At 73.4% G+C, this 15966-nt stretch carries 13 protein-coding genes and 1 rRNA gene; 11 read left to right on the top strand and 3 right to left on the bottom strand.

The window, feature by feature from the left end; all coding sequences use genetic code 11:
- Nucleotides 1-93: ribosomal RNA gene (gene rrf / locus ACFZCP_RS38145) — 5S ribosomal RNA — on the top strand; the annotation flags it as partial.
- A 1314-nt stretch (nt 94-1407) separates the two neighbouring features.
- Nucleotides 1408-2385, top strand: coding sequence for a hypothetical protein (locus ACFZCP_RS38140; RefSeq protein ID WP_391438379.1), 978 nt, complete (start codon nt 1408-1410; stop codon nt 2383-2385).
- 171 nt (nt 2386-2556) lie between these two features.
- On the opposite strand, the gene ACFZCP_RS38135 is transcribed toward ACFZCP_RS38140, so the two are convergent.
- Nucleotides 2557-3840, bottom strand: a complete 1284-nt coding sequence (locus ACFZCP_RS38135) for a DUF1015 family protein (protein WP_391438349.1) — start codon at nt 3838-3840, stop codon at nt 2557-2559.
- Nucleotides 3841-3913: 73 nt separating this feature from the next.
- On the opposite strand from ACFZCP_RS38135, the gene ACFZCP_RS38130 reads away from it, so the two are divergent.
- The 4 genes from ACFZCP_RS38130 (at nt 3914) to ACFZCP_RS38115 (ending at nt 8209) form a co-directional block, all read left to right on the top strand.
- Entirely contained in the window at nt 3914-4942 is a 1029-nt protein-coding gene (locus ACFZCP_RS38130) for an HAD-IIA family hydrolase (RefSeq protein ID WP_391438347.1), read from the top strand.
- 290 nt (nt 4943-5232) lie between these two features.
- Complete coding sequence (locus ACFZCP_RS38125) at nt 5233-6276, top strand: iron chelate uptake ABC transporter family permease subunit (protein WP_391438343.1); 1044 nt, start codon at nt 5233-5235, stop codon at nt 6274-6276.
- Nucleotides 6273-7319 carry an iron chelate uptake ABC transporter family permease subunit gene (locus tag ACFZCP_RS38120; RefSeq protein WP_391438339.1) on the top strand — a complete coding sequence of 349 codons (1047 nt, stop codon included), beginning with the start codon at nt 6273-6275 and terminating at the stop codon, nt 7317-7319. Before ACFZCP_RS38125 ends, ACFZCP_RS38120 begins: the two co-directional genes overlap by 4 nt.
- Nucleotides 7316-8209 (top strand): ATP-binding cassette domain-containing protein, encoded by an 894-nt coding sequence (locus ACFZCP_RS38115; RefSeq protein WP_391438337.1) that lies wholly within the window; start codon nt 7316-7318, stop codon nt 8207-8209. The genes ACFZCP_RS38120 and ACFZCP_RS38115 overlap by 4 nt, the downstream gene beginning before the upstream one ends.
- Here the strand turns inward: ACFZCP_RS38115 and ACFZCP_RS38110 are convergent.
- Complete coding sequence (locus tag ACFZCP_RS38110; RefSeq protein ID WP_391438334.1) at nt 8193-8540, bottom strand: sterol-binding protein; 348 nt, start codon at nt 8538-8540, stop codon at nt 8193-8195. The genes ACFZCP_RS38115 and ACFZCP_RS38110 overlap by 17 nt on opposite strands.
- 42 nt (nt 8541-8582) lie before the next feature.
- On the opposite strand from ACFZCP_RS38110, the gene ACFZCP_RS38105 reads away from it, so the two are divergent.
- From ACFZCP_RS38105 to ACFZCP_RS38085, 5 genes are all read left to right on the top strand, one after another.
- Nucleotides 8583-8861 (top strand): hypothetical protein, encoded by a 279-nt coding sequence (locus ACFZCP_RS38105; RefSeq protein WP_391438331.1) that lies wholly within the window; start codon nt 8583-8585, stop codon nt 8859-8861.
- 56 nt (nt 8862-8917) lie between these two features.
- Entirely contained in the window at nt 8918-9733 is an 816-nt protein-coding gene (locus ACFZCP_RS38100; protein ID WP_362696112.1) for a TlyA family RNA methyltransferase, read from the top strand.
- The gene (locus ACFZCP_RS38095; RefSeq protein WP_391438326.1) at nt 9730-10632 is read left to right on the top strand and encodes an NAD kinase; all 903 of its coding nucleotides are present in this window, start codon (nt 9730-9732) and stop codon (nt 10630-10632) included. The genes ACFZCP_RS38100 and ACFZCP_RS38095 overlap by 4 nt, the downstream gene beginning before the upstream one ends.
- A 165-nt stretch (nt 10633-10797) precedes the next feature.
- Nucleotides 10798-12540, top strand: coding sequence for a DNA repair protein RecN (gene recN / locus ACFZCP_RS38090; RefSeq protein WP_391438321.1), 1743 nt, complete (start codon nt 10798-10800; stop codon nt 12538-12540).
- 483 nt (nt 12541-13023) lie between these two features.
- Complete coding sequence (locus tag ACFZCP_RS38085; protein WP_391438318.1) at nt 13024-14196, top strand: glycosyltransferase; 1173 nt, start codon at nt 13024-13026, stop codon at nt 14194-14196.
- A gap of 100 nt (nt 14197-14296) precedes the next feature.
- Here ACFZCP_RS38085 and ACFZCP_RS38080 read toward each other — a convergent pair whose 3' ends face one another.
- The gene (locus tag ACFZCP_RS38080) at nt 14297-15940 is read right to left on the bottom strand and encodes a PucR family transcriptional regulator ligand-binding domain-containing protein (RefSeq protein ID WP_391438315.1); all 1644 of its coding nucleotides are present in this window, start codon (nt 15938-15940) and stop codon (nt 14297-14299) included.
- Nucleotides 15941-15966 lie beyond the last annotated feature (26 nt).

Below are 15966 nucleotides of genomic sequence, written 5' to 3'. Positions count from 1 at the left end.
ACGCCCGGTTACATTCCGAACCCGGAAGCTAAGCCTCACAGCGCCGATGGTACTGCAGGGGGGACCCTGTGGGAGAGTAGGACGCCGCCGAACAATCTTTGGAGGACCCCTGGTCCCAGCGTTCAGCTGGGACCAGGGGTCCTTTTGTTTTTACAATGCTTGCGGTACCGAAGACAGGAGTCACCCATGTCCACCAACTCGCCCGAGGACCGACCGGAGCGCGACCAGCGGCGACGGGACACTGGTGACCGTAACGACCGTGGCGGCTTCCGTCGCGACAACGACCGCGGTGGCTACGGCCGGCGCGATGACAACCGCGGTGGTGGCCACGGCGACCGCGGTGACCGCGGCGGTTTCCGTCGTGATGACCGCCGTGATGACAACCGTGGTGGTGGCTACGGCCGTCGGGACGACCGTCGTGAGGGCGACCGTGGTTCCCGTCCGGCGTTCCAGCGCGACGACCGTGACCGTGGGCCGCGCCGGGACGACCGCGGTGACCGTGGCTTCCGCCGTGACGACCGTGGCGGCGACCGCCCCACCTACCGCCGTGACGACCGCCGTGATGACCGTGGTGACCGCGGCGGCTTCCGTCGTGATGACCGCCGTGATGACAACCGTGGTGGTGGCTACGGCCGTCGGGACGACCGTCGTGAGGGCGACCGTGGTTCCCGTCCGGCGTTCCAGCGCGACGACCGTGACCGTGGGCCGCGCCGGGACGACCGCGGTGACCGTGGCTTCCGCCGTGACGACCGTGGCGGCGACCGCCCCACCTACCGGCGTGACGACCGCCGTGATGACCGCGGCGGCGACCGTCCCACCTACCGGCGTGACGACCGGCGTGATGACCGTCCCACCTACCGCCGCGATGACCGGCGTGACGACCGGCGTGATGACCGTGGTGGCGACCGTCCCACCTACCGCCGTGACGACCGGCGTGACGACCGGCGTGATGACCGTGGTGGCGACCGTCCCACCTACCGCCGTGACGACCGGCGTGACGACCGGCGTGATGACCGTGGCGGTGACCGTCCCACCTACCGGCGTGATGACCGGCGTGATGACCGCCGTGACGACCGGCGTGATGACCGTGGCGGTGACCGTCCCACCTACCGGCGTGATGACCGGCGTGATGACCGCCGTGACGACCGGCGAGGCGACGACCGTGGTGGTTTCCGCCGGGAGGACAGCCGTGGTGACCGCGGTGGATTCCGTGGCCGTGACGACCGTGGTGAGCGCGGCGATCGTGGCGGTTTCCGCGGCCGTGACGACCGGGGCCGTGGCCCGCGCCGCGACGACCGCCGTGATGACCGTGGCGGGCGCCCGGGCGGTGGCTTCCGTGGCCGCGATGACCGGCGTGGCGGTGGCGGTTTCCGGGACGAGCGTGACCGGGACCGAGACCGCGAGCCGATCAAGCGGCTGCCGATCCCGGAGGACGTCACAGGCGACGAGATCGACAAGGACGTCCGGCAGGAGCTGCAGAGCCTGCCCAAGACGCTCGCCGAGGACGTCGCCAAGAACCTGGTGATGGTCGCCCGGCTCATCGACGAGGACCCCGAGGGCGCGTACGGCTACTCCAGGGTGGCCCTGCGCCTGGCGTCCCGTGTGGCCGCCGTGCGCGAGGCTGCCGGGTTCGCCGCGTACGCCAACCAGAAGTATTCGGAGGCCCTCGCCGAGTTCCGTGCCGCGCGGCGCATGACCGGCACCGTGGATCTGTGGCCGATGATGGCCGACTGCGAGCGCGGTCTCGGACGGCCGGAGAAGGCGCTGGACATGGCCGGCACCCCCGAGGTGCACAAGCTGGACAAGGCCGGGCAGGTCGAGATGCGGCTCGTCGCGGCCGGGGCCCGACGGGACATGGGGCAGCTGGACGCGGCCATTGTGACCCTGCAGAGCCCCGAGCTGGCTTCCCACTCGGTCCAGCCCTGGACCGCGCGCCTGCGCTACGCCTACGCCGACGCCCTGCTGGCCGTAGGCCGGGAGAACGAGGCGCGCGAGTGGTTCGCCAAGGCCGTCGAGGCGGACCGGGACGGCAGCACGGACGCCTCCGACCGGCTCGCCGAGCTGGACGGCGTGGAGTTCGTCGACGCCCTCGACGAGGACGATGACGTGGCCCAGGCCGAGGCCGATGTCGAGGCCGTGGCCGACGCCGAGGACAAGGGCACCGTCGACGCCGACGCCGAGGACAAGGGCACCGCCGACGCCGACGCCGACGCCGAGGTCGTGGCCGAGGACGATGCTGCCGTCGCGCACGAAGCCGAAGCCGAAGCCGAAGCCGAAGCCGATGACGATGACGAGGCCGAGGCCGAGGCTGAGTCGGAGAGTGCGGGCGAGCGCGAGAAGAGCGGCGACTCGGACGGTATCCCCGCGCAGGACGGCAAGGCCTGAGGCGAGCCGGTGACCGGATGACGGTGACCCCTGGCAGGTAGGTCAGTTCTGTCAGTTCCGTCAGATCCGGCATGCCTGCCGGATCCGACGGAACTGGAAAAGGCGAAGGGCGGGACCTGACGGTCCCGCCCTTTCGCATGTCCGGGGCCTTTCGCGCGCCCGGGCGCGGGCTCAGAACTCCAGCGCCCGCAGCACCAGCCCCGACGCCGGCTTCGGGCCGAACGACGTCGACTTGCGGGGCATCGTCACGCCCTGACGGGCCAGATCGCGGACGACGTCCTCGCGCACGGGGTGCATCAGGACGGCCGTGCCGCCGTCGCGCTCCGCCTTCGCGACCGTGGCGGCCGTGTCGTGGATGTAGGCGATGTGGGCGGGGGAGTCCTCGGGGACGTTCCAGACGTGTTCGAGGAGCGTGGCGTGCAGGACGGTGGCGTCCAGGGAGCGCCAGGCGGCCGGACGGTCCTCGGGGATCGTCCGGGCCAGCAGGTCCGGGTCGGGGCGGTCGATCAGGTGGAAGGCGCCGTCACCGGCCAGCAGGAAGGCGTTGCCCGTGCACGTTGCGTCCGCCAGCGCCTCCAGGGCCTTGGGCAGCGGCGCCGCCAGGTGCTGGACCCGGAACCGGCCCTCCAGGGCCGCCAGCGCCTGAGCGACCGGCAGGCCGTGCAGCAGGCGGTGGATGGCGCGGACGCGCAGGGGGTAGCGCGCGGTGTCGACCAGGAGGACCAGGCCGTGGTCCCAGGGGCTGGGAGAGGGGTGCTCGGTACGCAGCTCCCGGTAGGTGGCCCAGCGGTGGTGGCCGTCGGCGATGAGGGCCTGCTGGTGGGCCAGGTCGGACTGGATGAGGGCCACGTCCGCGGGATCGGTGACCGCCCAGAGGCTGTGGTGGAAGCCGTCCTCGGTGGTGGTGGCCAGCAGCGGGGGCTGCTCGGCCGTGCGTTCGACCACCTCGGCCGCCGCGCCGTTGCCGTGGTAGGTCAGCAGAAGGGGTTCGAGATTGGCGCGCGTGGCGCGCATCAGGGCCGCGCGGTCGGCCACCACCGGGGGCATGACGTCCTCGTGCGGCAGCACTACGCCGTCCGAGGGGTCTGACACGCGTAGAGCGCCGATGACGCCGCGCTGGAGCATGCCGTCGCCGTCCCGCTGCTCGTACACGTACAGGGCGGGTTCCGGGTCGGTGGTCAGGATGCCCTCGGCGAGCCAGCGGCGCAGTGTGTCCGCGGCCTGTTCGTTGCGGGCGCTGGGCGTGTCGGCCTGGGGAAGGATCAGCCGGACGATGTTGTGCGGATCGGCCGATTGGAGGTGGTGCAGGCCGTCTGGGCGTACGACGACGTCGTAGGGAGGGGAGGTGACGGCGGCGAGGCTGCCGACCCGGTCGGGGTCGTACCGGAGGCCTCGGAACGGTGTGAGTTCCAGGCCTCGGCGCTCCGTTGCTTCCGAGTGACCTGCAGTGTTCATCCCGGCATCGTACGTGTGTCAGTGGTGTGCGGGATGATCGGGGGAAACACGGTCGACCGAGGAGCGATGCGGAATGAGCCAGGGCGTCAGGACGAGGCCCGAGGGCAGTGGACAGCCCCTGAGCGAGGCGTACGACACGGCGCTGCTCGACCTGGACGGGGTGGTGTACGCGGGCGGGAACGCGATCGCGTACGCCGTCGACTCGCTGGCCCGCGCCCGTGCGGGTGGGATGCATCTGGCCTACGTCACCAACAACGCGCTGCGGACGCCGGACGCGGTGGCGCAGCATCTGACAGAGCTGGGGATACCGACGGGGGCGGACGACGTCATCACGTCGGCGCAGGCGGTCGCGCGGCTGATCAGCGAGCAGGTACCGGCCGGTGCGCGGGTGCTGGTGATCGGTGGTGAGGGGCTGCGGGTGGCGCTGCGCGAGCGGGGTCTGACCCCGGTGGATTCGGCGGACGACGATCCGGCGGCGGTGGTCCAGGGGTACGGCGGGCCCGATCTGACGTGGGGCCGATTCGCCGAGGCGTCGTACGCGGTGGCGCGTGGGGTGCCGTGGTTCGCCTCCAACACCGACCTGACGATTCCCAGCGGCCGGGGCATCGCTCCGGGCAACGGCGCGGCCGTGGAGGTCGTACGGATCGCGACGGGCGCCGAGCCGCAGGTGGCGGGCAAGCCGCTGCCGCCGATGCACCGGGAGACGATCCTGCGCACGGGCGCGGAGCGGCCCCTGGTGGTCGGGGACCGGCTCGACACGGACATCGAGGGCGCGTTCAACGGCCGGGTGGACTCGCTGCTGGTGCTCACCGGTGTCACGGACGGCCGCCAGCTGCTCGCCGCGCCGCCGCAGCACCGGCCGACCTACGTGGATGCCGATCTGCGGGGGATGCTCACCGGCCAGCCGGAGATCACCCAGGAGGGTGACGGGTTCCGCTGCGGGGGCTGGACGGCGGCGGCCGGGGCCGACCGGCTGGAGCTGGAGGGCGACGGCGAGGCCCTCGACGGGCTGCGGGCGCTGTGCGCGGCGGCCTGGACGGCGGCCGGGGACGGTGCCTGCGGGCTGGAGGGAGGGAAGGCGCTGGCGCGGCTCGGGCTCTGAGCACAGGCGCCCGGGCTCGACTGCTCGGCGGCCAAGGGCCCGACCGTTCGGCGGCCTCCGGATCGTGTCCTCGGTTGCCTCCGGCTCGACTGCTCGGCGGCCTCGGGCTCGACTTTCCGGATGCCTCCGGCTCGGGTTCTCGGCGGCCTCCGGATCGAGTTCTCGGTGGACCCTGGGCCTTCGGCGAGTGCGCAGGCCGCTGCCGCTGCCGCTACGCCTGCGCCGGCTTTCCCGACTTCTCGATGGCCTCCGGATCGAGTTCACATGCGAGGGTAGGCTAACCTAACCTCGTGTTGGTCGACAGTCCTCCGGAACAGCGCGCGGAGACCGCCCCCGCGCCCCCAACCCGCCGGGCGGTGCGGGCACTTGGGCTCCTCCTCTCCCTCGCGATCCTGGTGCTCGTCGCCGTGACGAGCATCGCGATCGGAGCCAAAGCCCTGTCGCCGGACCAGGTCTGGCACGGTCTCTTCCACGACACGGGCACGTACGCCGACGTCGTCGTCGACGAGCGGCTCTCGCGCACGCTCCTCGGTCTGCTGGCCGGCGCCGCGCTCGGCCTGTCCGGGGCGCTGCTGCAGGCGCTCACCCGCAATCCGCTGGCCGACCCCGGGCTGCTCGGCATCAACGCGGGCGCCTCCGCCGCCGTCGTCACGGCCATCACCTATCTCGGCGTCACCAGCCTCACCGGCTACGTGTGGTTCGCCTTCGCGGGTGCGGCGGCGGTCGGCGCGCTGGTCTGGTTCCTCGGCGGCAGCCGGGGCGCCACACCGGTGCGGCTGGCGCTCGCCGGTACGGCGATCAGTGCCGCGCTCTACGGCTATCTGCAGGCCGTGATGATCACGGACGACGCGGCGCTGGGCAGGATGCGCTTCTGGACGGTGGGTTCGCTGGCCTCGGCCACGGACTCGACCATCATGCAGGTGCTGCCGTTCCTCGTCGCCGGCACGGTCCTCGCGCTCGCGCTGGCTCGGCCGCTGAACGCCGTCGCGATGGGTGACGACACCGCCCGCGCCCTCGGAGCGAACCTCAACCGCACCCGCGCCCTCGCCATGCTGGCCGCCACCGTGCTGTGCGGTGCCGCGACCGCCGCCTGCGGTCCGATCGTCTTCGTCGGCCTGATGGTCCCGCACGTCGTGCGCTCCTTCACCGGCCCCGACCTGCGCTGGATCCTGCCGTACGCGACCGTTCTGTCGCCCGTGCTGCTGCTCGGCGCCGATGTCGTCGGGCGGGTCGTCGCCCGCCCCTCGGAGCTGCAGGTCGGCATCGTCACCGCGATCATCGGCGGCCCGGTCTTCGTCCATCTCGTACGACGGCGCAGGACGGCCCAGCTGTGACGACACACTCCCGAAGCCGTGCCGTACGCGCCCCTGGCGGGCTCTCGCTGCGCCTGGACGTGCGCGCGCTGATCGTCGTCGTCCTGCTGCTGGCCGCCGCGCTCGCCGCCGGCGTGGCACTGATCGGCACCGGCGACGCGAAGATCCCGGCCCTCGACGTCGTCGACACACTGGCCGGAAACGGCACCGCCTACCAGGACTTCATCGTCAACGAGCTGCGGCTGCCGCGCGTCCTGGTCGGCCTGCTGGTCGGTGCCTCGCTGGGCCTGGGCGGCGCGCTGTTCCAGGCGGTCTCGCGCAATCCGCTGGGCAGCCCGGACGTGCTGGGCCTCTCGCAGGGCTCGACGGCAGGCGCACTGGTCGTGATCGTGCTGATGTCCGGCGGCGCCGCCCAGGTCACGGTCGGCGCGCTGATCGGCGGGCTGGTGACCGGCCTGGCGATCTATCTCCTCGCCTGGAAGCAGGGCGTGCACGGATACCGGCTGGTCCTCGTCGGCATCGGCGTCTCCGCGATCGTCACGGCGGTCAACGGCTACCTGCTCACCAAGGCGGACCTGGTCGACGCGGCCCGCGCGGTGGTGTGGATGACCGGCTCCCTCAACGGCCGCGACTGGGACCAGGTCTGGCCGCTGCTGTGGCTGTGCGCCGTCCTCGTCCCGCTGGTCCTCGTCCACGCACGCGGCCTGAGGATGATGGAGATGGGCGACGACGTCGCCGGCGCCCTGGGGGTGCGTGTGCAGCGCGTACGGCTGCTGCTGATGGTCTGCGCCGTCCTGCTCACCTCGGCCGCCACCGCCGCCGCGGGACCGGTCGGCTTCGTGGCGCTGACGGCGCCGCAGCTCGCCCGGCGCCTGACCCGCTCGCCCGGGCCGAACCTCGTGCCGTCCCTCTGCATGGGCGCCACCCTGCTGGTCGCCGCCGACTGGGCATCGCAGCGCGTGTTCGGCGCCGACCAGCTGCCCGTGGGCGTGGTCACCGGCGTCCTGGGCGGCGGCTATCTGCTGTGGCTGCTGGTCACCGAGCGCAGGGCGGGCCGGATATGAGCGGCGCGGGCGAGCCGGCCGCGAGCGGCTCGGCGACAGCGATCAAGAACACCCGAAGGAGCACTGTGAACCGCCTGTCCGCCGAGAACGTCACCCTCGCCTACGACCAGCGCGTCATCGCCGAACAGCTGTCGGTGCAGATCCCGGACAACTCCTTCACGGTGATCGTCGGCCCGAACGCGTGCGGCAAGTCGACGCTCCTGCGGGCCCTGTCCCGGATGCTCAGGCCCAGCCAGGGCCGGGTGTTGCTCGACGGGCAGGTCATCCAGTCGATGCCCGCGAAGAAGGTCGCCCGCACGCTGGGCCTGCTGCCGCAGTCGTCCATCGCGCCGGACGGCATCACGGTCGCCGACCTGGTGGGCCGAGGCCGCTATCCGCACCAGGGCGTCCTGCGGCAGTGGTCCGCCGAGGACGAGCGCATCGTGCAGGAGTCCATGGCGCAGACGGGCGTCGCCGAACTCGCCGACCGGTACGTGGACGAGCTGTCCGGCGGCCAGCGTCAGCGCGTGTGGATCGCCATGGCGCTCGCCCAGCAGACCCCGCTGCTGCTCCTGGACGAGCCGACCACCTACCTGGACATCCAGCACCAGATCGACGTCCTCGACCTGTGCGCCGAACTGCACGAGACCCAGGGCCGCACCCTGGTCGCCGTCCTGCACGACCTCAACCACGCCGCGCGGTACGCCACCCATCTCATCGCCCTGCGCGGCGGCCGCGTGATCGCCGAGGGCGCTCCCGACGACATCGTGACGGCCGAGCTGGTCGAGGAGGTCTTCGGGCTGCGCTGCCAGGTCATCGACGACCCCGAGACGGGCACGCCGCTGGTGGTCCCGGCCGCCAGGAAGGCTCGTACCGCCGCCCGGGAGGGCGCCGCTACAGCAGCTTCCTGAGCCGGAACAGGTCCAGCAGGCTCGCCTCCAGCTTCACCCGGCCCGAGCCCCAGGCGGTGGCGAAGTTCAGGTCGCCGCCCACCAGGGCCACCAGGTCGTCCCCGGCCATGGCGAGTCTGATCCGGGCCTTGTCGCGCGGAGGTCCGGGGAGGGTCTCCTCCACCTCGATCCGGCCGCCGGTCAGCCGGCCGGCGAAGGTGACGTCCAGGTCGGTGATGTGACAGCTCACCGAGCGGTCCAGGGCGGCGGCCGCGCGGACGTCGCCCTCGACGCCCTGCATGTTGTCCGAGAGCTTTCCCAGTGCGGCGCGGCACTCCTCGATCGTGGCCATCGCGCACGACGGTACCCCAGCGGTTCGGGGTAGCGTCTGGGCATGAGCGAGTCCGTGTCCCAGGCCGTGATCGTCACAGCGGCCGAGCCCGAGTCCGACCCCGCCGCCCCGGCGCCCCTGAACGTGCCGCGCACGCCCACCGGCAACGCCGAGGTGGACGCCCAGTTGCAGCGGTTGGCCGACACCGACCACCTCGCCACCGACGGGCACGTCGAGGTGTACGAGGATGTACACGGGGGGCTGCGCGACGCGCTCACCGCGCTCGACGCCCGCCCGGGACCTCCGGTTCCCGGCCGTCACCCGGCCGCCGCCCCTCGATGAGACCCTTTGGGTCACATCCTTCGGAATGTCGTATCAGAGCAGGAGCTGAACCGAACGTGGCAGGAGTCGCACGCCGCCGTCTGGATGCGGAGCTGGTCCGCCGGAAGCTCGCGCGCTCGCGCGAGCACGCCAGCCAGCTGATCGCCGCAGGGCGGGTCACCGTCGGCAGGACCGTGGCGACCAAGCCTGCCACGCAGGTGGACACCGCCGCCGCCATCGTCGTCCAGGGCGACGACAGCGACCCGGACTACGTCTCCCGGGGCGGCCACAAGCTCGCCGGCGCGCTGGAGGTGTTCGTGCCGCAGGGGCTCGTCGTCGAGGGTCGCCGCGCCCTGGACGCCGGCGCGTCCACCGGCGGCTTCACCGACGTCCTGCTGCGCGCGGGCGCCGCGCACGTCGTCGCCGTGGACGTCGGATACGGCCAACTCGCCTGGTCCCTGCAGAGCGATGAACGCGTCACCGTCAAGGACCGTACGAACGTACGCGAGTTGACGCTTGAGGCGATCGATGGGGAACCTGTGGATCTTGTCGTGGGCGATCTGTCCTTCATTCCGCTCGGGCTGGTGCTGCCCGCCCTGAAGCGGTGCGTGAAGCCGGACGCCGACCTGGTGATGATGGTCAAGCCGCAGTTCGAAGTGGGGAAGGAAAGGCTGGGCAGCGGGGGTGTCGTACGGAGTCCGCAGCTGCGGGCGGAAGCCGTGCGCGGGGTGGCCGAGAAGGCCTGGGAGCTGGGGCTCGGGGTGCGTTCCGTCACCGCCAGTCCGCTGCCGGGTCCCTCGGGCAATGTCGAGTATTTTCTCTGGTTGCGGGCCGGTGCCCCCGAACTGGACCCGGCAGACGTCGACCGAGCAGTGGCGGAGGGGCCGCGTTGACACAGAACCGAGCGCGTACTGTTTTCCTGCTCGCCCACACCGGGCGTCCCGCGGCGATCCGCAGTGCGGAACTCGTGGTCAAGGGATTGCTGGGGCACGGCATCGGGGTGCGGGTGCTGGAGGAGGAGGCGCGCGACCTGCCGGTGCCCGACGAGGTGCAACTCGTCAAGGAAGCGACACCGCAGTGCCTGGACGGCTGCGAGCTGCTGATCGTGCTCGGCGGCGACGGCACCCTGCTGCGTGGCGCCGAGTTCGCGCGGGCCTCCGGGGTGCCGATGCTCGGCGTCAACCTCGGGCGCGTCGGATTCCTCGCGGAGGCTGAACGGGACGACCTCGATCGGGTGGTCGACCGCGTGGTGGCGCGGTCGTACGAGGTCGAGGAGCGGATGACCGTCGATGTCGTCGTGCACCGCAACGGGGACATCGTGCACACCGACTGGGCCCTGAACGAGGCGGCCGTGCAGAAGGCCGGCGCCGAGAAGATGCTAGAGGTCGTGCTGGAGATCGACGGGCGGCCGGTCACCGCCTTCGGGTGCGACGGGATCGTGCTGTCGACGCCGACCGGGTCCACGGCGTACGCGTTCTCGGCCGGCGGGCCCGTGGTGTGGCCCGAGGTGGAGGCCCTGCTGATGGTGCCGATCAGCGCGCATGCGCTGTTCGCCAAGCCGTTGGTGACCTCGCCGGACTCCGTGCTCGCCGTGGAGGTTCTGCCGCACATTCCGCCGGGGGTTCTCTGGTGCGACGGGCGGCGGACCATCGAGCTGCCGCCCGGGGCGCGGGTGGAGGTCCGGCGGGGAGCCGTGCCGGTGCGGCTGGCCCGGCTGCATCATTCCTCCTTCACCGACCGGCTCGTGGCGAAGTTCGCGCTGCCCACGCACGGGTGGCGGGGGGCGCACTAGCGCTTCGTGGTGGCTTGTCCGCTTTCGTCGGCGGGTGTCGGGGGGCTCACGGCTTCTCGCGCCCGCGCGGCGGCGCCCACCGTCGATGCGGCGCCGGGCCCGTCGGCGGACCACCCGCCGGAGTGACATGGGCGGGCCGTGTGCACTCGCCCGCCCGGACCTCGTATGGTCTGTTCCGTGTTGGAGGAGATGCGGATACGGTCGCTCGGGGTCATCGACGATGCCGTCGTCGAGCTGTCGCCGGGGTTCACCGCCGTCACCGGCGAGACGGGTGCCGGCAAGACCATGGTGGTCACCAGCCTGGGACTGCTGCTCGGCGGGCGGGCTGACCCGGCGCTCGTGCGGATCGGGGCCGAGAAGGCGGTCGTGGAGGGGCGCATCGCCGTCCCCCGCGACACCGCCGCACTGGTGCGCGCCGAGGAAGCGGGGGCCGAGCTGGACGACGGGGCCCTGCTGATCAGCCGTACCGTGTCCGCCGAGGGCCGCTCACGGGCGCACCTGGGCGGACGCAGCGTGCCCGTGGGGCTGCTGGCCGAGCTGGCCGACGACCTGGTGGCCGTGCACGGGCAGACCGACCAGCAGGGGCTGCTGAAGCTGTCCCGGCAGCGGCAGGCGCTCGACCGGTACGCCGGGGACGCGGTCGCCGTGCCGCTCGCCAAGTACACCGGGGCCTACCGTCGGCTGCGGGCCGTCTCCGCCGAGGTGGAGGAGATCACCACGCGCGCGCGTGAGCGCGCCCAGGAAGCGGACATGCTCCGCTACGGGCTCGACGAGATCGCCGCCGTGGAGCCGCGGGCCGGGGAGGACGCGGAGCTGGCCGAGGAGGCGGAGCGGCTCGGGCACGCCGAGGCGCTGTCGTCCGCCGCCACCGCCGCCCACGCGGCTCTCGCGGGCAATCCCGAGGACCCCGAGAGCATCGACGCCTCGACCCTCGTCGCGGGCGCCCACCGGGCCCTGGAGGCCGTCCGCTCGCACGATCCGGCCCTCTCCGCCCTCGCCGACCGGATCGGCGAGATCGGGATCCTGCTCGGTGACGTGGCCGGCGAGCTGGCCGGGTACGCCGACGACCTGGACGCCGATCCGCTGCGGCTGGCCGCCGTGGAGGAGCGCAGGGCCGCGCTCACCACCCTCACGCGCAAGTACGGCGACGACATCAACGCCGTGCTCGCCTGGGCCGAGCAGAGCGCCGCGCGCCTGACCGAGCTGGACGGCGACGACGACCGGATCGAGGAGCTGACCGCCGAGCGGGACGCGCTGAGCACCGAACTGGGCGCACTGGCACAGGCGTTGACGGACGCGCGGACGGAGGCCGCCGAGCGGTTCGCCGCCGCGGTCACCGCCGAGCTGGCCTCGCTCGCGATGCCCCACGCGCGTGTGTCCTTCGACCTCCGCCAGACCGAGGACCCGGAGGGCGTCGAGGTCGGCGGACGCACCGTCGCCTACGGGCCCTCCGGCGTCGACGAGGTCGAGCTGCTGCTCGCACCGCACCCGGGCGCCCCGCCGCGGCCCATCGCCAAGGGCGCCTCCGGCGGCGAGCTCTCCCGAGTGATGCTGGCCGTGGAGGTCGTGTTCGCGGGGACGGACCCGGTGCCGACGTACCTCTTCGACGAGGTCGACGCCGGTGTCGGCGGCAAGGCCGCGGTGGAGATCGGACGGCGCCTGGCGAAGCTCGCCAGGACCGCGCAGGTCGTGGTCGTCACCCACCTTCCGCAGGTCGCCGCCTTCGCCGACCGGCAGCTGCTGGTCGAGAAGACCAACGACGGCTCGGTCACCCGCTCCGGCGTGAAGGTCCTGGAGGGCGAGGAGCGGGTGCGCGAGCTGTCCCGGATGCTCGCCGGCCAGGAGGACTCGGAGACGGCGCGCGCACACGCGGAGGAACTGCTGGCGACGGCCAGGGCCGACCTCTAGGCCCTTCTGGGCCCGGCAAGCGCGGCACCCCGCTGGAGTTCCGGCTCGGGCCCCTGCCCCGGGGCGAGGTTCGGCGTGCCGGAGTCGAGTGGTTGCGTGCCGGGGGCGCGCAGGACGGCTTGCGCGCTGTCGGGTCGGCGGCGGGCGCGGTGCGCGGGGACCGGGGAGCGCCCGGGAGCGGCCGCCACGGGCGTCTGACCTCGGGGTACGGGTGCGCCGGCCGTTCGGCCACGTTGCCATGGTTTTCACCCTTGTGGGTGACGTGCTCCGGCGCACTGCTCCGGCCCGCCGCGCTGTGCGCCTCCGCGGATTTCCCGGAACGGCCGTACGTCCTGGCATGCTTGGCAGAGAACGCGAGGCGGACGGCGGGTCGAGCGCAGTCCGTGTGGGAGGCGCGCGCTACTTCCTTCCGCCCTCCTCCGCCCGCTGCCTTCTGTACGTTTCTCCGTGACAGCCCGCGCCGAATCAGGAGCCCCGGCCCCCGTGAGCCCCGTGAGCAGCAACGCACCGCACGGCCAGTCGCCGCTGCGCACCGTGCAGGTGCTGGGTGGGGGCAACGCCGGCAGCAGCGCGCACGTCCGCTCCCTGGCCGAGGGGCTCGTCGCCCGGGGTGTGCGCGTCACGGTGTGCGCCCCCGTCGAGGCCGACCGCGCCTACGACTTCAGCGGGGCCGGCGCCGACCACGTGCACGTCCCGCGCAGCAGCGACCCGGCCTCCGTGGCCGCGCTCCGGGCCGCCTGTGCGGACGCCGACCTGGTGCACGCCCATGGGCTGCACGCCTCCTTCCGCGCCGTGCTCGCGCTCAGCGGGCGCAGCACCCCGCTGGTGGTCACCTGGCACAACCGCGCCCGGGCTCAGGGCGCCCGGGCGCATCTGCTGCGGCTGCTGGAGCGGCGCGTGGTGCGGACGGCCGCCGTGGTCCTCGGCACCACCTCCGACCTGGTCGACCGGGCCCGTCGCACGGGGGCACGGGACGCCCGGCTCGCGGCCGTCACCCTGCCCGGCCGACAGCAGCCCTCGCCCGCTCTCGACGCCGCCCGCGCGGCGGGCCCCCCGTCCCACGACGACCCCGACGCCCGGCCGCACAAGCTCCGCGCCGAACTCGGCGCCACCGGACGCCCGTTGCTCCTGGCCGTCGGATCCCTCGACCGGCAGCGCGGCTACGACGTCCTGCTGGACGCGGCCCGCGCCTGGCGGGACCTCGACCCCGTCCCGCTCGTCGCCGTCGCGGGGGAGGGGCCGCTGCGGCCCGAGCTGCAGCGCCGGATCGAGGACGAGGAGCTGCCGGTACGGCTCATCGGGCGGCGCGAGGACGTACCCGAGCTGCTCGCGGCCGCCGACCTGGCGCTGCTGACCAGCAGCTGGGAGTCGCGTTCCGTCCTCGCCCAGGAAGCGCTGTACGCGCGCGTGCCGCTCGTCGCGACCGCCGTCGGCGGCATCCCCGACCTGGTCGGCGACGCGGCCGAACTCGTCCCGTACGGCGACGCGGACCGGCTCGCGGACACCGTCGTACGGCTGCTCGCGGACCCGGTGCGGCGCGATGAGCTGCGCGAGCGGGGCGTGCGGCAGACCGCGACCTGGCCGACCGAGGACGAGACGGTCGCCCAGGTCCTCAGCGTCTACGACGAGTTGACCCAGCCGACCCCCCTGGCCTGACGCCGGTCCGGGAGCGTCCAGGAGCCCGCACGCGGTGCCTCACGAACGGCGTCCGGCCGTGCGGGCGCCCCCGGATCGCCGGCCCCCCGGGACAACACACCTAGGGCGCGTGCCGTCGTGCCCGCAGGGCGAGGCTCAACGCCAGGACCGTCTGCGGGTCGTCGAGGTCGGTGCCCAGCAACTCTCCGATCCGGGCGAGCCGGTTGTACAGGGTCTGGCGGTTGAGGTGCAGCTCGCGGGCGGTCTCCGCCTTGCGGCCCGCGTGCGCCAGGTAGGTCTCCAGGGTCGGCAGCAGCGGTGGCTTGGAGCGGTGGTCGTGGTCGCGCAGCGGGCCGATCGCACGGTCCACGAAGGCCGCCAGGTCCGGGTGGTCGCGCAGCCGCCACAGCAGGAGGTCGATGTCCAGACGGCGGGCGTCGTACCAGGGGCGGTCCGTCAGGCCCTGGGCCGCCGTCGCCGTCTCCGCCGCGTGCCTGAGCCCGGCCGACGCGGCCGCCCAGCCGCCGGCCACCCCGACGACCACGACTGGCGGCGGAGCCCCCGGACGCTGCATCCCGGCCCGCTCGACACCCGCCCGCAGCGCCGCCGCCACCCGGTCCGCGACCGCCGAGCGCTCCGACTCCGAACGCAGCCCGAGCAGCACCGGGACCCGGCCCTCGACCGGCCTGACGCCCAGCAGCACCGGCACCCCGACCGAGGCCAGCTCCTCGGCCACCGCGCGCGCCAGCACCGCCCAGCTGCCGCCGGGGGACAGTGAGTCCCCGACACGCATCACCACGGGAAGCAGCGGGCTGTTGCCGGGCTTGAAACCGAGGACCCGGGCCTGGGCCGGAGCGTCGTCCGCCGTGATCCGGCCCTCGGCGAGATCGGTGAGGAAGTCGCCGCGGCCGCGCGCCGCCAGCTCCTCCTCCTGCCGGGCCTGCATCAGCACCACGGCCAGTATGCCCGCGGCCCGCTCGGCGGCGATCCGGTGCACCGGAGCCAGCGGCGAACACACCGGCAGCAGCACCAGGCGGCCCCGTACCGCCCCCGCCCCGGGACCGCCGCCGGGCACGTCGACCAGCACCGAACCGGCCGGCGGCGGCGCGTCCTTGTGCGGACCGCGCAGCCCCTCCCACACCTGCAGCGGATCCGCGCCCTCGGGGCCGGAGCCGGCTGCGTACAGGAGCCGGCCGTCCGCCGTCTCCAGGAACACCGGGTTGGCGCTGAAGTCGGCCAGGATGCCCAGCACCTGCGGGACCCCGCCACCGCCGAGCAGCGCCTCGGTACACCGCCGGTGCACCTCCTCGGCCCGCTGGAGCAACGCGTAGTGGCCGTTGACGATCTCGGTGTGGATCTCCTCGGTGACGGTCACGAACGGCACCTCGCGGTGCAGCTGGACCAGCGGCAGCCCCGCGCTGCGGGCCGTGTCCACCAGGGCCGCGGGCAGCCGGGCGAAGCGCGGGCCCAGCTCCACCACCAGGGCCGCGATGCCGCGCTCGGCGAGCGTGCGCACGAACGCCCGCTGCTCGGCCGGGCGGGTGCCGAGGCCGTAGCCGGTGGTGAGCAGCAGCTCGCCGCCCTTGAGCAGCGAGGCGATGTTGGGCACCTCGCCCGCGTGCACCCAGCGCACCGTGCGTCCCAGCCGGTCGGCGCCCGCCACGATCTCCGGGAGTCCGCTGCGCAGCCCCGGCAGCTCCAGCGCCCGCTGAACGGTGATCCCCGCGCCCTGAGTGGCGAATCTGCTCTCCGTACCGCTGTCCATGCAGCGGACGCTACCTGCGCAAACCC

It is taken from the genome of Streptomyces sp. NPDC007971 (genome assembly GCF_042958635.1).
GTDB lineage: Bacteria > Actinomycetota > Actinomycetes > Streptomycetales > Streptomycetaceae > Streptomyces.
Note: the sequence above shows the minus strand (reverse complement) of the source record. Positions and strands in the feature narration are given on the sequence as shown.